Source organism: Saccharothrix sp. NBAS 001, from assembly GCF_056640475.1.
Genome location: NZ_CM153251.1, coordinates 4,095,476 through 4,119,111, shown reverse-complemented (window position 1 = coordinate 4,119,111; position 23,636 = coordinate 4,095,476). Strand labels below are relative to the sequence as shown.

General features: G+C 70.5%; 17 protein-coding genes. 7 read left to right on the top strand and 10 right to left on the bottom strand.

The window, feature by feature from the left end; all coding sequences use genetic code 11:
• Positions 1-102 precede the first annotated feature (102 nt).
• The 5 genes from AC0HI0_RS17090 (at position 103) to AC0HI0_RS17070 (ending at position 6,003) form a co-directional block, all read left to right on the top strand.
• Positions 103-681 carry a VOC family protein gene (locus AC0HI0_RS17090; RefSeq protein WP_480933362.1) on the top strand — a complete coding sequence of 193 codons (579 nt, stop codon included), beginning with the start codon at positions 103-105 and terminating at the stop codon, positions 679-681.
• 304 nt (positions 682-985) lie between these two features.
• A complete protein-coding gene (locus AC0HI0_RS17085; protein WP_480933361.1) occupies positions 986-1,492 on the top strand; it encodes a hypothetical protein in 507 nt (168 codons plus the stop codon).
• 237 nt (positions 1,493-1,729) lie between these two features.
• Positions 1,730-3,274, top strand: a complete 1,545-nt coding sequence (locus AC0HI0_RS17080) for a PKD domain-containing protein (protein WP_480933360.1) — start codon at positions 1,730-1,732, stop codon at positions 3,272-3,274.
• Between the two features lie 12 nt (positions 3,275-3,286).
• Positions 3,287-4,732 (top strand): PKD domain-containing protein, encoded by a 1,446-nt coding sequence (locus AC0HI0_RS17075; RefSeq protein ID WP_480933359.1) that lies wholly within the window; start codon positions 3,287-3,289, stop codon positions 4,730-4,732.
• A gap of 392 nt (positions 4,733-5,124) precedes the next feature.
• On the top strand, positions 5,125-6,003 hold the full coding sequence (locus AC0HI0_RS17070; protein WP_480933358.1) for an ATP-grasp domain-containing protein: 879 nt from the start codon (positions 5,125-5,127) through the stop codon (positions 6,001-6,003).
• A gap of 93 nt (positions 6,004-6,096) precedes the next feature.
• Here the strand turns inward: AC0HI0_RS17070 and AC0HI0_RS17065 are convergent, their stop codons facing one another.
• Both AC0HI0_RS17065 and AC0HI0_RS17060 read right to left on the bottom strand, forming a co-directional pair.
• Complete coding sequence (locus AC0HI0_RS17065) at positions 6,097-6,666, bottom strand: hypothetical protein (RefSeq protein WP_480933357.1); 570 nt, start codon at positions 6,664-6,666, stop codon at positions 6,097-6,099.
• A complete protein-coding gene (locus AC0HI0_RS17060; protein ID WP_480933356.1) occupies positions 6,663-7,319 on the bottom strand; it encodes an 8-oxoguanine DNA glycosylase OGG fold protein in 657 nt (218 codons plus the stop codon). Before AC0HI0_RS17060 ends, AC0HI0_RS17065 begins: the two co-directional genes overlap by 4 nt.
• A gap of 220 nt (positions 7,320-7,539) precedes the next feature.
• On the opposite strand from AC0HI0_RS17060, the gene AC0HI0_RS17055 reads away from it, so the two are divergent.
• Positions 7,540-8,241, top strand: coding sequence for a hypothetical protein (locus AC0HI0_RS17055; RefSeq protein WP_480933355.1), 702 nt, complete (start codon positions 7,540-7,542; stop codon positions 8,239-8,241).
• A gap of 246 nt (positions 8,242-8,487) precedes the next feature.
• Here AC0HI0_RS17055 and AC0HI0_RS17050 read toward each other — a convergent pair whose 3' ends face one another.
• A complete protein-coding gene (locus tag AC0HI0_RS17050) occupies positions 8,488-9,036 on the bottom strand; it encodes an RICIN domain-containing protein (protein ID WP_480933354.1) in 549 nt (182 codons plus the stop codon).
• A gap of 545 nt (positions 9,037-9,581) precedes the next feature.
• Between AC0HI0_RS17050 and AC0HI0_RS17045 the strand changes: the two genes are divergently transcribed.
• Positions 9,582-10,688 (top strand): HesA/MoeB/ThiF family protein, encoded by a 1,107-nt coding sequence (locus AC0HI0_RS17045; RefSeq protein ID WP_480933353.1) that lies wholly within the window; start codon positions 9,582-9,584, stop codon positions 10,686-10,688.
• Here AC0HI0_RS17045 and AC0HI0_RS17040 read toward each other — a convergent pair.
• The 7 genes from AC0HI0_RS17040 to AC0HI0_RS17010 form a co-directional block, all read right to left on the bottom strand.
• On the bottom strand, positions 10,631-12,832 hold the full coding sequence (locus AC0HI0_RS17040; RefSeq protein WP_480933352.1) for an ATP-binding protein: 2,202 nt from the start codon (positions 12,830-12,832) through the stop codon (positions 10,631-10,633). The two genes, AC0HI0_RS17045 and AC0HI0_RS17040, sit on opposite strands and share 58 nt — an antisense overlap.
• 320 nt (positions 12,833-13,152) lie before the next feature.
• Complete coding sequence (locus AC0HI0_RS17035) at positions 13,153-14,643, bottom strand: TRAFAC clade GTPase domain-containing protein (protein ID WP_480933351.1); 1,491 nt, start codon at positions 14,641-14,643, stop codon at positions 13,153-13,155.
• Positions 14,640-15,650 (bottom strand): hypothetical protein, encoded by a 1,011-nt coding sequence (locus tag AC0HI0_RS17030; protein ID WP_480933350.1) that lies wholly within the window; start codon positions 15,648-15,650, stop codon positions 14,640-14,642. The genes AC0HI0_RS17035 and AC0HI0_RS17030 overlap by 4 nt, the downstream gene beginning before the upstream one ends.
• A 17-nt stretch (positions 15,651-15,667) precedes the next feature.
• On the bottom strand, positions 15,668-18,214 hold the full coding sequence (locus AC0HI0_RS17025; protein ID WP_480933349.1) for a hypothetical protein: 2,547 nt from the start codon (positions 18,212-18,214) through the stop codon (positions 15,668-15,670).
• 1 nt (position 18,215) lies between these two features.
• On the bottom strand, positions 18,216-19,742 hold the full coding sequence (locus AC0HI0_RS17020; RefSeq protein WP_480933348.1) for an Hsp70 family protein: 1,527 nt from the start codon (positions 19,740-19,742) through the stop codon (positions 18,216-18,218).
• Positions 19,726-21,543, bottom strand: coding sequence for an SPFH domain-containing protein (locus AC0HI0_RS17015; protein WP_480933347.1), 1,818 nt, complete (start codon positions 21,541-21,543; stop codon positions 19,726-19,728). The genes AC0HI0_RS17020 and AC0HI0_RS17015 overlap by 17 nt, the downstream gene beginning before the upstream one ends.
• Complete coding sequence (locus AC0HI0_RS17010; protein ID WP_480933346.1) at positions 21,536-23,170, bottom strand: protein kinase domain-containing protein; 1,635 nt, start codon at positions 23,168-23,170, stop codon at positions 21,536-21,538. The genes AC0HI0_RS17015 and AC0HI0_RS17010 overlap by 8 nt, the downstream gene beginning before the upstream one ends.
• Positions 23,171-23,636 lie beyond the last annotated feature (466 nt).

Genomic DNA, 23,636 nt, shown 5'->3' with positions numbered 1-23,636 from the left:
AAATGATCTCCTGCGCCCCGGTTCGGGTCGATCCGTCACGGTGTGTTCGCACGAGCAAATAGCTCGGTGTCGTTTCGACAGGTCCGGGCGTAGCTTCGGGCGGTGGCGAACGAACTGACCATTCCGCTCCTGCCCTGTCCTTCCATCGACGAGATCGCGTCGTTCTACGAGATGCTCGGCTTCGAGATCACCTACCGGCAGACGCGGCCGAACCCGCACATCGCGGTGCGGCGGGAAGACCTCAACCTGCACTTCTTCGGGATGGACGACTACGACCCGGCGCAGTCGTACAGCACGTGCCTGGTCATCGTGGCGGACCCCGGCGAGCTGTTCGAGGCCTTCGCGGCGGGGATGCGGGCGGTGCACGGAAAACTGCTCTTCTCCGGCATCCCTCGCATGACCCGGCCACGGCTGCGCAACGACCGGTACACCGGGTTCACCGTCGTCGATCCGGGAGGCAACTGGATCCGGATCAACAAGGCCACCAAGGAACCCGACGCGCAGACCAAGCTCGCCAAAGCCATGGAGAACGCCGCGAGGCAGGCGGATGCGCACGGCGACGAGCGCCAGGGGCTGAAGATCCTGGAAGGCGCGTTGAAGCGGGCGACCGGTGACGAACCGGAGTTGCCGGCGGTGCGGGAGTACCGCGACGAACTCGTCGAACGGATCAAGGGTCTCTGATCGTCCGACACCGACCCCCGACTGCAATCGGTAGGCAACCTGGGCCGGTAGCAGTGCCGTGCGGGTCGGCGCGACAGCCCGGAAGCCGTTGCCTCCCCTGGAGTTGACGGCTTCCGGCGGTCGCCCGGCAGGGGAACGCGATCCTGTCCATGATCACGAGCTGGGGGGACGCGCCGGGCGCTACCCCGCCGCAGCGACAGCATGCCGAACAGGCACGCTGGCGACGTTCGGCGGATTCGAATTTGCCCGCACGTCGGACACAATGTTGGGACGAGGGGGTGGGGTGGTCATGGAGCGCGGTGATATGACGGGGCCTCCGGCCAGCCGGCAGGGCGTCTTCCAGAGGGTGGTGGAGCGCGCGCTGCGCGGAATCACCCGGGGGTGGATCGCGGCGACCCTGATCTGCCTGCTGGTGTTCGGGACCTTGGCCTTGGTCTTCGCCGTGCGCGCGTGGCAGTGGGGTACGGGCAGCGTGCAGGTCCAGGCCACGATCGTTGCGCGCGAGCACGTGTGGGCCATGACGGACCGGGTGCTCCTGAGCTACCGCGGCCCGGACGGCGGCAGTCTGCCCGCGTGGGTCGAGATCGACACCGACGACGACAAGCGGCCCGGCGACACCATGGAGATCCACTACCTCCGCGACGACCCACGCGAGGTGTCCGAGCACAGCTTCGTCGGGTGGGCGTTGCTCGCGGTTCTGAGCCTGTACGCGAGCGCAACGCCAATCTGGTTGAACATCGGCGACAAGGGCTTGGTGTGGGGAGTTCGGCTGCCGCCCTCGGTGCCCAGCCCAGGCCACGACCACCTCTGACCGCCGCCGGCCGGCTCGGAGAGCAGAGGCTCGCCTGCTATCGCCTGGTAACGCGCGGACGTGCGTCGGGGCAGCGGAACGGGATGTCCCGGGCGGCGCGACAGTCGTCAACAGGGTGGTGGATGGGCCGTTGGGCGAGCCGACATGGTGAGCAGCTCACGCCCAACGGCGGTGGGCTGAACGGCGCAATTCGCGTCGAGGGGTGCAACACATCCTGGCCTCGAACGGATTCAGAAAGTGGACGCCTCCACGGAGGTGTGGGGGCGCTGGGGACCTAGGGGGAGCTTTCGCATGCCTCTGTTGAGATCGTTCGCGGTCGTCGTGGCCGTGTTGTTGGGGACGCTGGTGCCGGGCGTGGCACACGCGGCACCGCCGGACAACGATGACATCGACACATCGACGCCGATCACGGCACTGCCGTTCACCGCGCAGGTGGACAGGACCGAGGCCACGAGAGCGCTCGACGACCCGACCAACTGCGTGGGGTGGCCCGCGGAAGGATCCGTTTGGTTCCACCACACCGCTGCCGAGAACGGGATCGTCCGCATCTCCACTGACGGCAGCGACCGCGACGTGAAGCTGTCGGTGCTCGTCGGCAGTCGCGGTGATCTGAGGTCTCTCGGGTGCAGCAACCCCGGAGGCCCGCTGACGCTGCGGGTGACCGCCGGCCAGAAGTACTACTTCATGGCCGCCGACGGGTACGGCGGTCGCGGAGCGCGGTTGAACTTGAGCGTGCAGCGGATGGCACCGGTGGCCAACGACAACTTCGCCGACGCGCAGAGGGTGACGTCGTTGCCGTTCAGCGCTCCACAGCCCGATTTCACGCTGGCCGGCGCCGAACCGGATGAGCCCTGGGCGACGAAGTGCGCCGGTGTTCGAGAAGGCGCGCCTACCGTCTGGTTCAGTTACACGCCGACTCGTACGGAGTCCGTCCTCGCCCGCGTGAGGGCGGACAGCATCGGCCCCGTCCTGTCCGTCTACGAAGGCTCGTCCCTGCCGGAGCTGCGGTCGCTCGGGTGCACGGAGGGCCACTACTGGAACGGCAAGGCGTTCCGGTTGGTGGCGGGCACGACCTACCACTTGCAGTTGCAGTACAGCTTCTACACCTCCACCGATGCCTCCTTGGTGCTGGAGGAGGCACCACCGCTGACGACGACGGTCCGTCCCACCGCGTCCGGTGACTGGTCGACCTTCGAGGACATCGACTTCAGGCTGTACCACAACAATGACTTCGACCAGCCGGTCACGGCGGAGTGGGACTTCGGCGACGGCACGAGCGTGCCGCCGAGCACCGAGAAGCAGGCGGTTCACCGCTACGCCAAGGACGGCAACTACACCGTGACGGTCCGCTCGACCTCCCAGGACGGTCGTGTCGCCACCGCCACGACCTCCGTCGTGGTGCGGACGCACGACGTCGGAATCGCCAGGTTCTCCACGCCGTCCTCGGCGCGGGCGGGGCAGCAGAAGCAGATATCCGTACAGGTGTCGAACACCCGCTACCTGGAGAAGGACGTCACGGTCGTGCTCTACAGGTACAACGCTTGGGGTTGGCAGGAGGTCGGCCTGCTGAAGCTGGACGTGCCGGCGCACCCGACGCGCAAGGTCACCTTCCCTTTCGCCTACACGTTCACACCTGAGGACGCAGCCAGGGGCAAGGCGACTTTCCGCGCCGTCGTCTCATTGCCTTACCCGGCGCGGGACGCGCTGCCGCTGGACAACGAGGTGATCTCCACCGCCACGACCGTCCACCCGGCGGCCACCGCCACCGCTCTCGGGAACTGACCAGGGGGAACCATGTTCAGACGCGCAAGCTTGACGGCCATCGCGTTGGCCGTGGTCGTGGCGCTGGCACCCGCCGCCCACGCGTCACCGGCCGGCGACGACTTCGACTCCGCCGCCGAGATCACCTCGCTGCCGTTCACCACGACGATCGACACCAACGGATCCGGCAAAGCCGCCGACGACCCGAACCCCTGCTACTTCTGGGGTGAGGGTTCCTCGTGGCAGAAGTACACCGCGCAGCGCGACGGACTGTTGCGGGTGACGGCACGCACCGGCAAGTGGGGCACCCTGCTGGCCGTCTACACAGGACAGCGCGGCGCGCTCGCCCTGGAACCGAGTGCCTGCATCCAGAACGGGAACTACACGGTGCACGCCAAGGCGGGCACCACGTACTACTTCATGCTGGTCGAGTACGACGCGAGCGCCGGCGGCCCGGTTTCGTTCGCACTGAGCGAGACCACCCCGGAGCCCAACGACAACCGGGCAACGGCCACGGTGACGAACGTGCCCGGCGACCACCAGGCCGATCTCACCCGAGCCACGGCCGAGCAGGGCGAAGTACCGCCGAGCTGCGCTCCTGAAGCAACCCGGTCGGTCTGGTACCGCTACACGCCCACGCGTGCCAAGTTCGTCCAGGTCGGCTCGGAGCAGACGATCAGCGTCCACCGGGCCGACGATCTGTCCGAAATAGACTGCTCGGCCCGGTATTCGAGCGCGGTGTTCCACGCGGCCGCGAACGAGAGCTACTTGATCAGGATGGCCGCCTCCCCGCAGGCGACCAGTGGGTTCCAGGTCAGCCTGCGGACCGCCCCTGACATCCTTCCGAACACGAGCACGTGGCCGGAGGTCCCGAACGTGCTCCGCGACACGACCCTGGGCGCGTCGTCGGGCGATCCGATCAACCAGCCCGTCGCCCACGGCACCATCGACCTCGGTGACGGCACGGTCATCCCGGTGACCGACCGGCAAGTGACGCACCGGTTCACCAAGGACGGCGACTACCGCGTCACGACCACGGTCACGACCCCCGACGGCCGCACCGGCACAGGCGTGCGGACGTTGAAGGTCCGGACGCACGACGTGTCGGTGACCGGGCTGGCGGTGCCGCAGTCGGCACGGGCCGGCCAGACCAAGTCCGTCAAGGCTTTCGTGGCCAACACCCGCAGTGAGGACGACGTCACCGTCATCTTCTACCGCGTCGGCGCGAACGGGGAGGGCGAGAAGGAGATCGGCCGTCTCACGCAACGTGTGCCGGCCACGCCGACCGGCATCACCGAGTTCCCGTTCGCCTACACCTATCGGCCGGAGGACGCGGCGTCCGGCCAGGTGACGTTCCGAGTCCGCGCCGAGGTGTCCGGCTACAGCTGGCAGGGCGACGACAATGGCGCGGACAACGAGGCTCGCGCCACCACGGCCTCCGTCAGGCCCGGGGCGAACGCGGGGGCTCGGATCGAGTAGTCGAACCGGTCGCTTCACCCGGCCGATGAGAGTCCGCTGAAGCACCTGGCGGCGGGCCGGGCAGGGGCTCACGGCACAGCCCTGGAACGCTGTTCAGAAGCGATCATGCGGTAGCGCAACGACCCTGTTCCGGCCAAGATCGTTCCTTCTCGTGGAACGCCGTCTCCTGGAACAGGGTCGTTGCGCTCCAGCCCACGACCGGCCTCGATCGTGACGAGGCGCGCGGGGCGTCGGCGAGCCATGCCCCGTGGCGCGAGATGGAAGCCGCTCTGCGAACCCGGAACAACACAGGCCAAGGTAGGTGTGTGCAGATCGCACTCCGGTGGGGCCGGCATCCACAGAGCGTTCTACTGCCGGTGTCACACAGGCTTCCGTTGGCACATGATGTATCCATGTCCATCTACGGTGCCGGTGGGTGTGCGGTCGTCGTCTACGACCACAGTTCCTGGTCCGGCTACCTGATCGAGCGACTGCTGCCGGAGGCGACCCGCCTGGTGGCGCGGCATGGCGACACGGCGGCGGACGTGCTGGACGCTGTTCCGCCGGGCATCTCGGTTTTCGTCTTCCACGTCGACCTGACTTGGGCGGCTGGACTACCGGAGGAGCGCGGCGAACTCACCGCCGGTCTGCGAGCCCGCGACCTCACCGTGCTCAACCACGATGTCATCGACATTTCCAAACGATGGGTGCAGGCGTCCTGCGCCCGGATCGGCCTGCCGGTCACGGTGACCCGCCGGCACGGCGGTCCGGACGACCTGGTGATCGTCAAGACGAACCGGAACCACGGTGGTGTGCCGGACCTGTTGGCGCGGCGTCGGGAGCAAGGCGAGCGCATCGGGCCGGGCGACGGTGCGTCCAAGGCTGCCGACTACGTTGTGCTCCGGCGTCGGGAAGTCGGCGACGAGGTCTGGACGGACCCGGAACTGATCGTTGAAAACTACGTGTCGAACACCGCCGGCCAGAGGTTCCGGGCGATCCTGCTCGCCGGATCCGTGGTGTTCTTCGCGCACCAAGACCATCGCAAGGTGGCCAGAATCCCGCCGGACGGTTCGCTCGTGATGGCACCCGGCTCGGTGCCGCAATCGGTTCGGACCACGGTGGGGAGGTTCGCCGAGCACTGCCGGATCGACTACGGCGCTGTCGATCTCGTCGTCGACGACGCCGGTCTGGCCTATGTCGTCGACTACAACTCGACACCGTTCTGGGGACGGGGCGACGTCGCCCCACTCCGTCGACTTCTGGCTGATCCGACCGGGCGGTCGTCCGTGTGATGGTCGGAGTCGGTCCGCAGGCGTGGGGAGAACACGGGCGGGCCGATTCTGGTCGACCGTTCCGCGTGCGGTCGCTGTCTTCGCGACAAAGGGTTACCCGGGGATGACGAGACCGGCTCGGTCGTCGTCGGTCCAGTGGGGTGAGCGGCCGATTTCCGCGCAGTACTCGATCCAGGTCTTGCGCCGTCGATCCAGCGGCGTGGCCTTGGCCGCCCAGTAGGTGACCTGGCCGTTGTAGTGCCAGGCACCTGTCGCGGGTCCGTACTGGCTGACGAGGCTGCCCATGCGTTCCAGTCGGCCGAGGGCGACCCCGAAGCGCACGCTGGAGGCGGTGTAGGCGTGGGAACCCAACATGTAGTGTCCCCGCTCGGCCACGTGCGCGGCGAACAAGTCGGGGAAGAGCGTGCGCAGGCGGTGCTCGACGATGCCGTATTCGAGGAAGGGGTCGTCGGGATCGACGCAGCGGGCGAGCGGTTCGAGGAGGTCGTCGGTCACGCCTTCGCTCACTTGCCCCGGGGGTTGGACCTGATGGCTCGTGGTGAACCACTCGTGGTCGTCGTGTGCTTGCCGGTTCGTGCAGAGGTACTGCAGCAGGCCGTCGGGCAGCCTGAGGGGCGGCCGCACGTCGTCGGCGCTGAAGCACTTCGGACAGGTGATGATCACAGTCGGTCCTCCGGAACGCCGTCGAAGAGAGTGCGCTCGATCTCGTCGCGTGCGCAGTGGTGCTCCCGGGCCCACCGGGCCAGCACGTCGCAGTAGCGCTGGTAGGTGTGGGCCGGCCAGGAGCCGGCGGGATCCAGCGAGGTCCAGCCGCAGTGGTCGCGCAGTGCGGTTGCCACGACCCGGTCGAGGATGAGGCACGGGTGCTTCGGGTCGCCTCCTCCGGCGAAGTAGAGGAACTTCGTGAGGAACGACGGGCCCAGCGCCCGGATCGCGCTGCGGTTGCCGGGCCAGAGCACCGCGTACGCGCCGGCGGCATCGTGCCGCGACTTGCCCGCGGCCTCGATCAGGAGTTCCTCGGCGCGTGGGACGTCGGCGGCGATGCTGTCCAACCTGCGTGCGTTCTGCCGCAGGTGCCTGCCCGAACCCCAGGCCAGGGCGTGCCACAGCAACGTGAACACATCGTCGGCCCGTGCCCACACGTCGGCGCGGGTGAGCGCCGGCCCGACCGGTGGTGTGCCGGGCAGCCCACGTGCGCCGATCGCTCTGCGCCACCACTGCTCCCGGATCTTGATCTCGTGGTCGTCGACGCTTTCCCGGCGAGGGCGGTAGGGCACCGCCCAGAGTGGCAACACCACTGTCGTCAGGTCGGTCATCGGCATACCGCCTGCATCGCTGTCGGCTGCCTCCCGTTACCGGTGGACCGCTGCTCTGGCTGTTTTCGAGGCTTGCTCAAGTGGTCGCGCAGCCGGTGTTCCCTGCCAAGTGGGCATGTCGAAATCTGAGTCCGTCTGCAATGGGGCGAGGATCCGGAGGACCCGGGAGTGGCACCTGTACCCGCTGTCAAAGCGTCGGTAGCCGCAGTACTGTGGATGCATGGCCTTCGATGAACCGGACGAGATGGTCTGGGAGAAAATGTGGGTGGGGCGTCCAGGCGGAACGCATCTCTCGCAATCACGAACTTCCGGTGGGTTCAGCCCCCTTGTGCGCGGCGATGGTACAAATATTCTGGAAACGCATGCCACGCTGCTCCCTGACGGTGAAGAAGACGGGCAAGATTTGTTGGGAAAGGCGCTCTTGGTGGCAGTGGGAATTGCCGTGGGCGTAGTTGGGGCCATTGCTGTCGTGAAGGCTGCGCCGCGCATCAAGAGTCGGCTGAAAGGCTTCAATTTCAAGTGGGGCGACAGCGCCGAAAAGAGTACGACTGGCAGTCGGGTCGATGTGGTGCTCAACGGGGACGAAACGAGCATGAGCAGTGAGGAGGCGCGGGGGCGTCTTCTTGCGCTTCTGGCCGCTGCGGCGTTCGTCGCCGATCAGGTGAGAGTGCTGGGAAATGCTCGTATCGAGGACGACGGTGCTTCCCCGGAGTTGGAGGGAGCAATGGGGAATCTCGCGCTTCCGCAGATCATGGACAGCATCGATCGGATGATCGAGGCGAACGCTTCTTTGCTTGACGAAGAGGTGTCGGTTGAGCTGATGAAGATCTTCGGGAGTGGTGGGATCGTTGCTGAACAGCATGTGTCGCTTCGAAACGAAAAGATCAAAGATGTGTTGGGTCTGACCGGTGGCGAGGCGTAGTCGCAGTGGGGGAGCAAGCGCGACCACGCGCGCCTGAGCCCGCCACGACCGCAGGCGGCACTGTCCCGTGATACCTGACAACGTGGTCCCCACGGCCAAGCGTGCCCGCGCCGACAACCGCCCGCCCCCGTCGAACTGGCAGCGGGAGCGGAAACCCGCACAGCCTCACCAAGTCGGCACTCCGACCGGCTGTCTGCAACGCCGAAGAAGGAAGGCGACTGTCGGTCGGGAGAGCGCTGTGGCCGGTCAGGTCCAGCGCTGGCTGGGGTAGTCGAGCCACTCCCACTGGCCGACCTCGGCCCCGTTCGTGGTGGCCCAGTTCCGCACCTCCAGCACCTTGCCGCTGGTGGCGTTGACGAAGCGGACCGAATCGTTCGCGGCCTGGTATCCGGTCCAGCGCTGGCTGGTGCCGTGGTTGCAGGTCCATTGCACGACAGGCGCGCCGTTGTAGGTGGCGCCGCCCGCGGCTTCGAGGCACTTGTCGCTGTTGCCGTTGCGCAGGGACACGGTGCCGTCGAGGTGCCAGTCCAGGAACCACGCCTGGTTGGTCCCCTGGAGGCACTCCCACTGCTGTGCGGGTGCGCCGTCGTTGGTCGCCCACCCGCCGATCTCCAGGCATTTCCCGCTGTACGCGTTGCGGATGGTGTACGCCACGGGCTCGGCAGCGCGGGCAGCCGCGAGCGAACGGAGCTGCGGAGCCCGATCCGCCGCTGCCGAAGCGATGACCGGCGCGACGGCCATCTGGACGACCAAGGCCGACGCGGCTGCGAGCAGGACCGCTGTTCTGCGTCTCATGCGGGATTCTCCTTCTACTCGGGGGACGACCGCGCCATTGTCGGGTCCCCGACTGGAGGGCCGCTGAATTCCCGCCGACACCGGATAAAGTGCATGCACGCCGCCATAGTTCGGCCACGCGATTGGTAGGGCGGGGTGCGTGATCCGGCGCACGACCGACTCCGCGGCGCGGCGGAACGCCCGGTCGCCGGGCGGACCGCAGACAGGGGTCGGGGATACGAGACCACCCGTTCGGATCAGTCGTTGTCCCGGTCTTGTCCCGTCGGTTGTCCCCGGTTCTGTTCCCGGGTGCGCCGCATCCTCTTCTCGGCCGGCTTCCCGCCGGCCGTCACAGGAGAGGAGGGCCGGGGATGAGCCCGTCTCGATTCCACGTCCCGGTGCCGGACGAGTCGCAGCCGCAGCGTCCGTGCTTGCCCTTCCCCCTTGACCGGCAGGGAGGGGGGTGAATACATGATCATCACTTTCATCGCGGTCACGGTGGATCGGATCCCGTGTGACCCGAAGACGACGAATGAGGCATGACCTGATGTGACAGGAGAAGTGTGATGCACCGCCCACGTATCAAGTACGAGCACCTGCCCGTCCGCCACGGCGAAGACCTGGTGCAGATCGGCGGTTCCCTGCCGGGAGTCGCCGCGACGATCCCGGACCCGGACGGCACGGTGTGGACGCTGCTCACCCTTCTCGACGGGACGCGCGTGCTGGACCAGGTGGTCGCCGACCTGGTCCACCTCCACCCCGACGTACCGCCCCGCACGGTCTACGACGCGGTCGACACGCTGGCCGCCGCCGGCTACCTGGAGGACGCCGACGAACCGCTGCCGGAGGCGCTCTCCGAGGCCCAGCGGGAGCGGTTCGCGCGAAGCCGGGGGTTGTGGCGGTGGATGGACACCGCTCCGCGCACCACCGGGTGGCACGCGCAGTTGGCGCTGCGGCAGGCGCGGGTCACGGTCGTCGGTGTCGGCGGGGTCGGCAGCACCGCGGCCCTCGCGCTCGCCCAGTCCGGGGTGGGGTGGTTGCACCTGGTCGAACCGGACCTGGTGGAGCTGTCCAACCTCAACCGGCAGGTCCTGTACACCGAGAACGACCTCGGCCGCGCCAAGGTCGACGTCGCGGTCGAAGTGCTGCGCCGGCACAACGGCGAGGTCGAGGTCACCGGCGAGCGGACCTCCGTCGACGGAGTGGGGACGTTGCGACGGTTGGCCACGGGGTGCGACGTGCTGCTGATGGCCGCCGACACGCCTCACGAGATCCGTTCGTGGACCAACCGGGCGTGCCTGGACACCGGCACCGCCTGGGTCCACGGCGGCTATCACGGGCCCAGGGCGGGGGTGGGGTTGTTCGTGCCCGGCAGCGGACCCTGCTACGACTGCGCACGCACCGCCGCCGCACGCGAACAGCTCGCGGCACCGCCGTCGACCCCGTGGCCGGACACGAGCGGGACAACCGGGACGCACGCGGTGAACGCCGTGTCGGCGGGGATCTCGGGACACCTGGCCGGCCACGCCGTGATGAGCCTGATCACCGGGATTCCCCGGCTGCGGACGAACCGCCAGTTCGGGTACAACCTCATCACGTTGCAGCACAGCACGTTCTACGAATCGCCGGTACCGGAGCCGGACTGCCCCGCCTGCGGGCGGCCCGACGCCTGACCGGACCCGTCGGCGCGTGCCGGTGCCAGCTCGTCGGCACGCCGCCGGACCAGGTCGGCGCGCGGGTCGTCCAGACCCGCCAGGATCACGGCGGCCTGCCGCAGGTTGTGCGCAGCCCGGTCGTCCCGGCCGGTGGCGGACAGCGAGACGGCCATCGCTTCCAGCGCCGTGGCCAGGTGCGGTTCCGTGCCGCTGTGCCGCGCGTAGACGTCGACAACCTTCTCCCACAACCCGATCGCGGTGTCGTGCTCACCCAGTCCCTGCCGCGCGAGCGCCACGTCGTCCTCGGCGTAGGCGGTGATCAACGGATTCCCGGTGCGGCTGCGCAATTCCCACGCCCGTTGCGCGTAGTCCAGCGCCTCTTCGAAACGCCCCCGCACCACGTTCACCAGGCACAGGTTTCCCAACGCGATGGCCTCGGCCCCGGAGTCGCCCTCCTGCCTCGTCGCCTGCCACATCGCCAAGTAGAGTTCCGCAGCCTCGTCGTGACGTCCCTGTGCCTCGCGCAGGCTCGCCAACCCGGCCAACGCCCGCCGGTGCAGGACGCGATCGCCGGACCGGGCCGCCGCCCGCACCACGTTCTGGAAGTCGGCTTCCGCCGCCGCTTGATCGCCCGAACTCCGGTGACTGTGCCCACGCAGAACCCGCAGGAACGCTTCAGCCGCGCCGTCCTCCGACACCCGGGCGGCCTCGATCCCGCGTGATTTCGCCTCCAGTTCCTCCCGCCACCACGCCCGAGGTCCCAACCCCAGGTGACGTGACGCCAACGCCAATGCGATCACCACCGCGTGCATGCCGTGATCCACGGCCATGCGTTGTGCGGCCGACAACACCACGCGCTCCGACCGCAACCACTGCAACGCCTCCGCCCGGTCGCGCACCGGTGACTGCACGACGGGAAGATCCACCACCAGCCGGGCCGACACCGGGTACACGAGACGATCTGCCCGGTCCGCCACTGCGGCATACCACCCCAGCAAACGCGTCACCGCCTCCTCCCGCGCCTTGCGCGTCTCGTCCAAACCCGCGCGATGGGCGGCGTAGTCGTGCAACAGATCGTGCATCCGGTACCGATGACGGGCCACCTGCTCGACCAGGTGCTGTTCCGCCAACTCGTCCAGGACCCGAGTCGCGGAACGAAGATCCAGCGCGGCCAAGGCGGCGACGGCGTGCGTCCCGAACTCCGGCACGGGGTGCAACCCCGCCAGCCGGAACACCCGCGCGTGCACCGGGTCGAGCAGGGCGTAGGACCACTCGAACACCGACCGCACCCCACCCAACCCCCGCCACGACCGGTCCGCTCCGGCCAGGCCGCGCTGCTCCTCCCGGATCTCCTCCACCACGTCGGCCACCGACAGGAACGGGCGGGACGCCAGGCGCGTGGCCGCGACCCGCACCGCCAACGGCAATCGCGCGCACACGCCGACCAGTTCGCCCACCGCGTCGGGCTCTGCGGCGGCCCGCTCGCCGCCCACGATCCGCTCCACCAGGCGCACGGCGTCCACGGCGTCGAACACGTCCACCGCGACCCGCCGCACCGCCTCCAGCACCACCAGCTCCGACAGCGCGCCCCGACTGGTCACCAACGCCAGCGACCCCGCCGCGCCGGGCAACAGCGGACGCACCTGCTCGGCGGTCCCGGCGTTGTCCAGCACCACCAACACCTGCCGGACCGTCACCAGTGACCGGAACAACGCGCCCTGCGCCTCCACGCCTTCGGGAACCCGTCGCTCCGCGATACCCAGCGCGGTCAGGAAGTCCGTCAGCACGACCTGCGGGGGCAACGGGGCGCTCGGGCCGTAGCCGCGCAGGTTCACGAACAACGTGCCGCCCGGGAAACGGTCTTGGACGCGGTGCGCCCACCACACCGCCAACGTCGACTTCCCCGCCCCGGCCGAACCGTTCAACGCCACCACCGCCGCCCCGGCGCCGGCGTTGCGCTCCGATTCGGCCAGCAGGGCGTCGAGAGCGGCGACGTGGGCACCACGCCCGCAGAAATCGGGAACGGCGGCCGGTAGTTGTCGTGGCACCACCACGGCCGCTTCCGGGATCGGCGGCAGCACCACCTGATCGATTCGGCCCGCCTGCACCAACGCGCCGTGGACCGTGCCGTCCATGTCGTTGCTGACGCCGCCATCGGCCATAGGTTCCTAGTCTGGCCGCAATACCCGACAGGAAGGGCACTCTGGCCGATACGTCACTCCCCTGGGTTCCGTTTCTCCGCTCGAATGGTGGACGGCCCCGCCGGTGAGTGACGGCATCGCCCGGGGACTTCGACGCCGGCGAAAAGTATTCGTCACATGATCAGCGGCGGCGCGGTTCGTTTGACAGAGCCGGTTTCCGGGCTCCGCGCCTCGTCGTCAGAAGAAAGCGGTGACGGCGAGGGCCATCAGGCCGACCGCGGTGAGGGCCGACAGGAGCAGCAGGACGCGGGCCACCGCGCGGCCGCGGTCGGTCGAGGAGGTCATGGGGTCGTTCCGGTCAGCAGCCAGTGGATCGGGGCGGCCGGGTCGTCGTGGAGGGTGGCGGAGGAGGTGAGGTAGGTGACCACGAAGTAGCGGACGTAAGGGAAGTGGTGTTCCGCGGAGTGCACGATGTCGGCGTGGCCGTGGGCGATGAGCCACGCGCGGACCGCGGCGGGGCGGTCTGGTGGGCAGGCGGCGTAGGGATGGGCGGGGCCGGGGAGGGTGTCGCCCTTGGTGACGACGACGGCGATGCGGCGCGGCGTTGCGGTGTCGTGCTCGGCGAGGGTCTCGGTGAGCAGGTCGAGGACGGTCTTGGGGTCGGTGCAGGACGTGCGTGAAGCGCCGAGGACGTCGGGGTCGGCGCGGGAGCGGACGGCGGGAAGGGCGAGCGGGTCGACCACGAGGACCACGCCGTCGCTCAGGGCGAGGAAGACCGAGTCGGCGATGCGCTCGGCGTCCTGCACGATCTCCCCTGCCGCGTCGTACAGGTGCAGGAGCCGGTTGCGCACGTGCAGGGTGTGCGAGACCGGTTGGCTCACCGGCGTGCGCGGCGGGAACAGGCCGTCGGCCAGGAGGGCGCCGGTTTCGGCCAGCCTGCTGTCGGTGAACGGGTCCGCCGGGACGGCGTCGTGGTCGGACCTCATGCGGGCGACCGCAGTGTGCAGGAATACCGACTTGCCGGCTCCGGTGCCGCCGACCACGGGGACGTGACGCGTGGGCATCGTCAGGGTGGGGGAGGGGAGGGCAGCGCCGCAGCCGCCGCACTGCGGGGAGAGACCGCGTTTGCCGGTGAGCAGCAGCGTGGGCAGACGCCGGCCGCAGCGGCAGGTTCGGACGAACACGCCCTGCGCGCCCGGAACGAGCGCGTGGTGCTCGCGACCGCAGGGGCAGACGAACACCGGGCGGGCGAGTCGGGTGTGGCAGTGGGCGCACTCCGTCGTGATCCGCCTCAGCGCCAGGGAAAGCCTTTCGAACAGCCACAACGTGCCGGCCAGGAGCCGGAAACCCGTTGCTGCAACGGTGAGCAGCACCAGTTGCACCACCCAGGTGGTCGCCAGCAGGACGAGCACGAGCGTGTAGCCGATGGCGAACCCGGCGCGCGCGCTGAACGAGAGGAAGGGCACCGCGGGCGAGCGGGTGACGAGCTGGGACTCCCGGATCGGGCGCACCCGGCGCAGTCCGTCGGCTGCGAAGCTCTCGTCGACCTGGGCCAACCCGCGTTGGTGCAACGCCACGAAACAGGCCACGCCGAGACGCCGGTGGTCGCGCAGGGCCGGGCCGGACAGGTAACGCCGGTCGGCGGGATCGGGCGAGGAGTCCAGCGCCAGGTGCCGGGTGTCCGCCCGGGAGGCGAGGCAGTCGAGCGCTTCCCGGATGACGGCGACCAACGCCGACGTCAGGCTCAGCGCGAGCGCGGCGGCGATGACCGGCCCGGCGATCACGAGCCCGAACACGGCCGACAGCAGGTAGCGGAGGAGTTGGCCGATCACGTGGTCGTCCTCGCCACGCCCGCGAAGGTCGGTATCGCGCCGAACCCGGCGAGCAGCCACAGCAGCGGATCCTCCACCCGGTAGGCCACCGGTTCCCGCCTGCCGTCCGCGCGGTCGCCGAGTGCGGTCGCGGCGAAGTAGCGGTGGCGCCGGAAGGCGGTGTGGACCCCTCGGATGAGGTCCATCCTGTTCCAGTGGCCGAGCCAGGCGATGGTCTCGTGGTGGACGTCCACGCCGTCGGACACCGCGTAGCCGGCCGTCCGGGGCACGGGTCGCAGCAGCGGCGAACCGGGGTCGACCATGTCCCACACGGTGTCCAGCTTCGTCAGCACGACGGCCAGGGGAAGGCCGATCCGGTTGTGGGGGCGCAGACCGCGCGCGGCGCGCACGGCTTCGGCGAGCCGGGTGATCCCCGCGTCGTCGGGCACTGCGCCGGGTTCGACGGCCAGGACGAGGCCGTCGGCGTGCTCCAGGTTCGCCGCGGTTTCGTCGGCGCTGTCGTGGAACGCGATCACCACGGGCCGTGCCCGCGGCCGGACGCGCAGGCTGACCAGCAGCGGCTCGGGCCCCGGGTCGCGGTGCAGGACGGTTTCGGCGACCAGCACGCGGTCCCGCTCGTGCCGGAGCCTGCTCCTTTCGCCGAGCACGTCCAGGGACATGCCGGGGAAGCGGTCGTCCAGGTGCCCTTTCGCGATCCGCCGGACGACCGACGCCACCCAGGTGCTCTTGCCGGACCCGGCCGTCCCGACCACGGCGACCACCCTGGGGCGGCCCTCGACGTACTCGCGCGGCACGGCCTGCCCACACGCCGGGCAGACCCGGCGGGCCTTCGGAGCACGCCCGTGCGGGCACTGGCCCCGGCGCGCGGCGGAGACCGGGAAGTCGGTCGCGGCCTCGCCGCAACGTGAAGCGCACTGCCGCAGATACGCCTGCCCCGGCGTCCGGGTCCGGCAGTAGGGGCAGGCCGGGGCACGCCTGCCCGGGACGCTCCAGGTCGGCAGCGGCACGGCGGTCTCCTCTCGGGTCAGGGCACGACCAGGAGGTGCGGGGCGGGGTGGGCCAGCGCGACGGTCTCGTCCAGGGAGAACGCGCGGAGGAACACCGGCCGCCGCAGGTGGTGCGGCACGCGGAGGCGGACCGGCTCGGGCGGGCCGGGGGCGGGCAGCCGCAGGACCTCCAGGCCGTCCTCGGGGGCCAGCGGACGCGACCAGGACTTGGCGACGACCGCGATGTCGGGGGCGGGCTCCGGGCCGTGCACGGCCACCAGCAGCTCGCCCCGCCGCCACCAGGCCGCGCGCCGAACGTCGTAGCGCACCTCGCGCAGCCGGGTCGAGCACACCGTGACCATCGGCCCGAACCGGCCGGAGTCCACCACCGACACCCCGAACCAGTGCTCGCCGGGCAGGGTCGCGGTGATCCGCGCGCCCCGGCCCGCGTACGCGGACCTGCTGATCTCGACCGCGGTGGCCTGCGGGTCCTGCGGCCCGGTGGGCGGCCCGTCCAGCCGCCAGACCACCCGCACGTCGTTGGCCCACATCGGCCACTGCCACGACAGCACCACCTGCGGGCCGAACCGCCTGGCGTGCAGGCCGACGACCGGTTCCAGCGGCGGTGCCACCCGCGCCGCCGGGCCGATGGCGGCGAGCGGGCCGGACACCGTGACCGGCACGAGCACCCGCTGCCCGGCCAGGTCCGCCAGCGGGACCGATGCCCGGCCGGTGTCGCCGACCGCGACCACCCGGCCCGCGACCACCGCGTCGGCGGCACGGAGCACCTGGGGCGCGGGCGCGACCCCGTCGTGCGGGACGCGGACCACCAGCGGAGTGCCGCTCTGCCTGCTCCAGGTCAGCTCCACGGTGTCGCCCGAGAGCACCGCCCGCAGGTCGTCGACCTGGCGCGGGTTTCCCGGGCACTCGCCGCAGACCACCAAGCCCGCGCTGTCCTCGGGCTTCCCGGCCCGGCCGGGGTAGCGGGCGCGCACGAGGTAGCGGTACTGCACACCGGGCACCACGGCGGTGTCGTCGAACCCGGTCCCGTCGGGCGTGGCGACCTTCGCGATCTCGCCCGAAGGCGCGATCCTGGTCACCGACGCCCCGACCGCTCCGGGAGGCAGCCGCCAGCGGCCGTGCACCGCCAACACCGTCGACTCGGCCGTCAGGTCCAGCACCTCGGGCGCCGGCACGACCTCGCCGGTGTGCGCCCGCCCGCCGGGGACGCCGTTGCGCAGGGTCTGCACCGCGTACGACGTCGGCACGCCGGAGGGCGGCACGTCCGACAGCGTCAGGGCGTCGGTGTCGTGGGCGATCACCGTCGCGCCCCGGCTCACCCGGTAGGTCAGGCGGCCCGCGGTCGACGTCGTCTCCGACCACGTGATGACGACGGCGTCGTGGTGCGCCCGCGCGGAGACCTCGGCGGGCGCGACGGCCGGGCAGCGGCGCAGGCCCTCCTTGACCGCCGGGTCCGTCAGCTCGCGATCCGCTGCCAGGTAGCGGGCAGCCGCCTCCTCCGGCGCGGTGCCCTCCAACTCGCGGGCGGCCGCGAGATCGGCGGCCACCCGGTCCACGGTCGCGGCCAACTCGTCCCGGACGCGCTCCCAGTCCCCGGTCAGCGGTCTGCTCGACAGCACCACGAGCGCGGCTCGCAGCCTGCCGTCGGCGATGGCCTGCCGGTAGTCGGACTCCCAATCGGACCGGTGGACGCGGCGGCACCAGAGGGCGTAGGCGAGCGTGTCGGGGTCGCGCGGGAGGCCGCTCGCGACGCACCGCTGCGGGTCGGCCGCCGCGAGGAAACCGACCTCCTGGTAGCCCAGCAGCACGGCCACCGACAGCTCGGTGAGGAACTCGTGGCGCAGCAGCGGGCTCAGCCCGTCGGGCTCGTCCAGCGCCTGTTCGACGATCTTGAGCACGGTCAGCTCGGCCTCGACAGCGGCTCCTCGCCGGGTCCGCAGATGCGCGCGCCTGTGCCGGAGCGCGTCCGCGCGGACCTCCGGGCCGCCGTTCAACGCGCCGGTCAGGTACTCCCAGAGGCTGGGGACCCCGAGGTCGGCCAGCGCGGCGGCGATCCGGCGCGACCGGGGCGTGTCCGGCGTGATGCCCAGGCTCGCGGGCTCGCGCTCGACGGCGTGGTGCTGTTCGAGCGCGGCCAAGACGTCCGGACGGCTCCAGCGGCCCGCCGACTGCCGGACGAGGGCGGCGACGGCGGTGGGCGGCATCCCCGGCGCGGACCGCAGGAACTGGTCGACCACCTTGGCCAGGGCCGTGCGTTCCGCCGCCACGGCGGTCCGGTGCACCGAGCGCCCGCCGGGATCGCCCAGCACCCGCACGGCGGTCGGGTGCCCGCGCCGCAGCCGGTCCACGGCCTGGGTGTGCTCGCGCAGTTCGGGAACGCCCCACAGCGCCGGGACGGCGGTCAGCGCCGAGTCGATCTCGTCGGCGGTGCAGTCGGCGGGCAGGCGGTACACCCGGAACAGGTTCCGGTGGGGCGACCACCCCGTCTCGACCGGCGTGACGACGTCGTCGAGGTAGGCGCGGACGTCGGCGGCGCGGAGGCCGGGAAGGTCCGTCTCGGCCATGTCACCGCCGCAGGCCGGGCAGCGGCGCGACGACGTCGGTGTCGCGGCCGCGGACCTGGGTCTCGATCCCGAGCCGCGCGCCGTTGGCCGCGCGGGCGTCGATCCGCAGCACCCCGTCGGCACCGAGGGAGAAGTCCAGTTCGACCGGGTCGCCGCGCCGGCCGTCCTGCGGAAGCCCTTCCATGGTGCGCTCGTCGAGCCGGACGTGGTCGGCCTCGTCGTCGGAGAGGACGTCCGTCATGGACTCGTACACGGCGACCCGCATCGCGGTCTGCCCGTCGCGCACGGTGCACAACGTGTGCCGCCCGCTGGTGGGCAGCGGCGTGTTCGGGGTGATGATCCAGTGCACCGCGCTGCCGAGGGAGGGGCGGGCGGCGTCGCGCACGATCAGCACGCCGTAGCCCTTGGACGCCACGTCCACCACCCTGCGGGACTCGCCCGCGGCGACCTGGGCGGCACCCTTGGCCACCACCAGTTCCGCGTCGGCCGCGAGCCGTGGCGCGGGCAGGTGCGGGAACGTCTCGTCGAGCCTCCTGGCCACGGCGGGCGTCCGCGACATCCCGCCGACCAGCAGGACGTCGTCGATCCTCGACACTCCGGCGGCGCGGGCCTGCTCGATCAGGTCGCCGGTGAAGTCCAGGGTGCGGTCGAGCAGGTCGGAGGTGGCGGTTTCGTAGTCGCTGCGGGAGATGACCATGCGGTGCACGCGGCCCTGCGCGGTCCGCACGGTCAGCATCTGCTCGGTGGCGGTCGACAGCGCCACCTTCACCGCCTGGGCCTGCCCGAGCAGACCCGCCATCAGGCGCGGAGACGTCCGGGGGTCCTCCTCGTCGGGGAACTCGCCCAGCTGGTCGAGGACGAGGTCCACGAGCACCCTGTCCCAGTCCGCGCCGCCGAGCCGGGCGTCCCCGCCGGTCGCCACCACCCGGACCTCGTCGGGGAACATGAGCACGACGGTGACGTCGAAGGTGCCGCCGCCGAGGTCGTAGACGAGGACCGCCCGCCCGGCCGGGGTGCCGCGCAGGCCGCTGGCCAGCGCCGCCGCCGTCGGTTCGTTGACCAGGTCGAGCACCTCCAGCCCCGCGATGCGGCCCGCCTCGCGGGTGCGCGCCCGCTCCGCCGTCCCGAAGTAGGCGGGGACCGTGACGACGGCGCTGGCCAGCGGACCGGCGGCGGGCACCGCGGCACCGAGCGCCTCCAGCGCGTCCTCGACGGCCTGCCGCAGGATGAGGGCCGAGATCTGCTCGGGCCGCAGGTGCCCGCCGGGGACCGCGACGGTGTAGTCGCCGCCGATCTCGCGCTTGATCTCGGTGATCACCCGCCCCGGCTCGTGCGCGCGCTGGTCGAGCGCGAGGTCGCCCACCACCGCCGTGCCGTCCGCACCGAGGTACACCGCCGACGGGGTGGTCGCGCCGCCCTCCCGGTTGGCCAGCACCCTGGCCTGCCCGCTGCCGTCGACCACGCAGACGCACGTGGCGGTCGTGCCGAGGTCGATTCCCAGCCGGGGGCGGTCAGCGCTGGTCGTCATGCTCTCGCTCCTCCCGGTCGTAGGCCTCGGTGAGCTGGGCCGGCTGCGGCTGCACGTCCGCGGTGTCCAGCACCCACAGGGGAACCTGCCCCTCGCGCTGGGCGACGCCGCGCACCCGTCTGGGGAGGTCGAGCACCCCGGGGTCGCCCGACGCGACGAAGACCTGGGGAACCTGGCGGCTCGCGTCGATCCTGGCCATCCGCTCCGCGGCGACCTGGTCGCGGCCCAGGATGCGGACGTCCTCTTCCAGCTCGGCCGACCGCTTCAGCTTCTCCTGCTTGATGCTCTCCCGCTTCAGGTCCGTCTCCACCGCCGCGTTGGTCAACTGCTGGCTGAGCTGCCTGCTCTGCTGCCGCAGCTTCGCGATGTGCCGGAACTCCTCGTTCATCTCGTCGGACCGGAACTTGATCGCGCCGATGGTGGTCAGCCGGGGCGAGACGTTCTGCTCCCGCAGCGCTTGTTCGACCAGGGTCTTCAGCTCGGCGCGGACCTGGTTCTGGTCGCTGATGAACTCCTCGACGAGGTGGCTGTTGGACACCTCGTTGAAGTAGCCCTTGACGACCACCCCGAGCAGGCGGGTGACCAGCCGCTGCACCGCGGCCGACTTGCGCACGCCCGCGGTGCCGTGCTCCTCGTCGTCCTCGCCGAACCGCTTCACCAGGTGCGGCGCGGTCTCCGGCGGGATGACGAAGGTCTGGGTCAGCTCGACCGAGACGTGGAACCCGTCCAGGGTCACCTCGATCAAGTCCAGTTCGGAGTCGTAGCGGTCGGCGCTGACGTCCTTGCGGCCCCAGGAGAGGATCAGCTCCCGTGACGGAATCCGCACCACGCGGGCGAAGAACGGGTTGATCGCGTAGGTGGAGCCGCCCGGGAGCACCTCGGCCTGCGGACCGAACTGCCCGCCGTTGGCCAGGAAGATCCACGGGAACTGGAAGCTCTCGTGGCCCTCGATCCTCGGCGCGGGCTCGTCGGCGTCGACCGGGTGCAGCCCTTCGGTGACGATGACGACCCCGGTCTCCTCGCTCTCCACCGACACCAGCCGCAGGTCCTCCGGATCCAGGTAGTGGTGGGACAGCGGGACCGTCTCCAGGTCAATCTGGTTCTGGGTGAGGACGTTGAACATGTCGGTGTTGATGGCGTAGTAGCCCCCGCCGGGCAGCAGCGCCTGCTGCGGGCCCTGCTGCCCGCCGTCTTCGAGGAACTTCACCCCGTTCTGGAAGTAGTCGCAGTCGACGTGCCGGGCGAGGGTGTGGCCGTACGGCATGATCTCGCCCACCTTGGCCACCACCACGCCGATGGTCCGCAGCGGGACGTAGGTGCGTTTGACTATCCGCACCTCGAAGACGGTGGGGTGGATGGCGTACTGGCCGCCGCTGTTGAGGATCTCGATCTGCGGGCCCTGCTGCCCGCCCTCGTCGAGGAACGTCGCGAAGTCCTGGAAGTGGTCGCACGGGACGTGCCGGGCGATGGGCTGCCCGTGCTCCAGCGAGCCGCCCATCTTGGCGTGCACGATCCCGATCGAGTCCACCGGGATGCTGATCATGTCCTGGACGTCCCACCGGTAGAGCCGGCGCGGGCGGAAGTAGATGCGACCGCCGATCAGCAGCTCGCTCTGCCGGTTCACCGCCTGGGCGAGCGAATCGGCTAGCCGGAACGAGCTGTACTTGCGGGTCACCACGGCGAACCGGCCCAGCGGAACGTTCACGAGCGACTGCTTGACCTGCTGCACGACCAGCACGAGGAAACCCAGCCCGGCCAGGATCAAGAGCCCCGGCAGCACGTACCCGGTGATGTCATCCATCGTGCCGCTCCTCGCTGATCCGGTCGTGCACCGCGGTGACCGTCATGCTCCAGTTGTCGTACCAGCCGTAGGACCGCTCGGGCGGGCGCAGCGTCGGGAAGAACCCCGGGACGTCCACGCGGTCGGACACCCACGTCTCGTAGTCGTCGGAGATGGAGCCCTGACCACTCCACCCGAAGGCGCGGGCCAGGGTGAACATCCTGTTGCGCGAGCTGTCGGGCACCAGCGCCCGCTGGGCGCGGAAACCGTGCCTGCCACCGGTTTCCTCGTGCCACACCCGGGCGAACTCGTGCAGGAACGCCGTGCCGACGTGGCTGACGTGGGACCGGGTCATCCACCCCTCGTCCGACCGCCCGGCCGCCGCCAGCAGCATCTCGGTGGTCAGCCGGTCGGCCGTGACGAGATCGCCCGCCCGCAACGCGGTGCGCACCGCCGCGACGAGCGCGGCCGTGCGGTCCACCGGGCTCGTGGCGTCGTGCGTGCGCGGCTCTGTGCGCACCAGGGCGCGCAGTTGCGCGAGGTGGGCGGGACCGGGCAGTGCGTTGGCGCGCGCGTCGAGGAAGGCGTCCGGCTGCCGCGGACCGGCGACGACGATCCGCCGGACGGGGATGTTGAGCCACTCCGCGGCCAGTCGCATGTCGACCACCTCCGGCGGGGGCCGGTCGGTGACCAGGACCAGCAGCACGCCCGCGCCGTTGAGGGTGTCCGGAACGGTGGAGATCCGCACGGCGAAGCCGTTCTCCGCCAACAGTTTCCGCAGCCGGCCCGAGTAACCGCCGTGGGACGCGCCGCAGACCACCACCGACGCGGCCACCGATTCCAGCTCGGCGGCCACCTCGTCGGCGTCCGGCCGGTCCCGGTCCCGCTTCGACAGCGCCAGCCCCACCATCTCGCGCACCTCGCCCGGCACCGCGCGCAGGTCGGGATCCGCGCCCAGGATGGCCGGGATCACCTCGCCCGCCGCGCCGTCGCCGAACGGCCCTCGCCCGGTCGCGGCGTAGAAGACCACGCAACCCCAGGCGAAGACGTCGGACTTCACCGACGCGACGCCGCCTCCCCTGACCAGTTCCGGGGCCTGGTAGGGCAGGGTTCCCATCACCTTGCCGGTGCTCGTCAGGCGACCGATGTCGGCCACGGTGGTCGCGATGCCGAAATCGATCAGCACGGCGCGGGCCGCGCCGACCATCACGTTGGAGGGCTTGAGATCGCGGTGCACCAGCCCTTCCCGGTGGATGTCGCGCAGCGCCCGCGCGGTGTCGCGGGCGAGCGAGACCACGCGTTCGGCGGGCAGGCCCCTCCCGGGCACCGCCAGCCGGTCGAGCGGCTGCCCCCGGACCACCTCCGTGGCCACGTAGAGCGGGTCGCCCACCACCTGCGAGTCGACCACCGCGGCGGTGTACTCCGAGCGCACCGCCCGCGCCGCCGCGATCTCCTGGGTGAACCGCTTGCGGTACACGGGATCCGCCGCGTGCGACGAGTGGATGACCTTCACGGCCACCTGTTCCCCGGACGACTCCGCCAGGTATACCGTCCCCATCCCGCCTGATCCCAGTCTGCCCAGAACCCGGTAAGGCCCCAAACGCCTTGGATCACCGGGCCTCAGCCCCCCGACCTCTCCAATGACCATCCGTCACCTTTCCGGCACACGAACGCCCCCGACCCCTGCCACGCACCGGCCCACTCGCCCGCCGTGCGTCGCAAATGCGATTCTAGCCCGGCCGACAACAGCGCCGCGTGGATATCACGCTTTTGCCCTAGGCAATCGGCTCGTTGTGTTCCCCCGGCGAGGAACGCTCGCGAGTGCCCGTCCGGTAGGGGCTCTGACCTGGAATTATTGCCCTTGCCGTAAATCTGCGGAGTTAACGCCCGCAATGGGGCGATCTTGGCGAGGATGTTCAAGATCGGACTCCGACTGGCGCACTGTGCGGCACTCGGAACCGGTTGGCCCGGCACCCGGTCCGCGCCCCCTACAACCACTGCCCGAATTCGGAATTGCCCACCCGGGGACGCCCTGTTCGTGCCCGAACCGATATCCCACGCAGGATTTTCCTGCGGTACCGCGCTCAATGGCGGCCCCGCCACCGCCGTCCTCA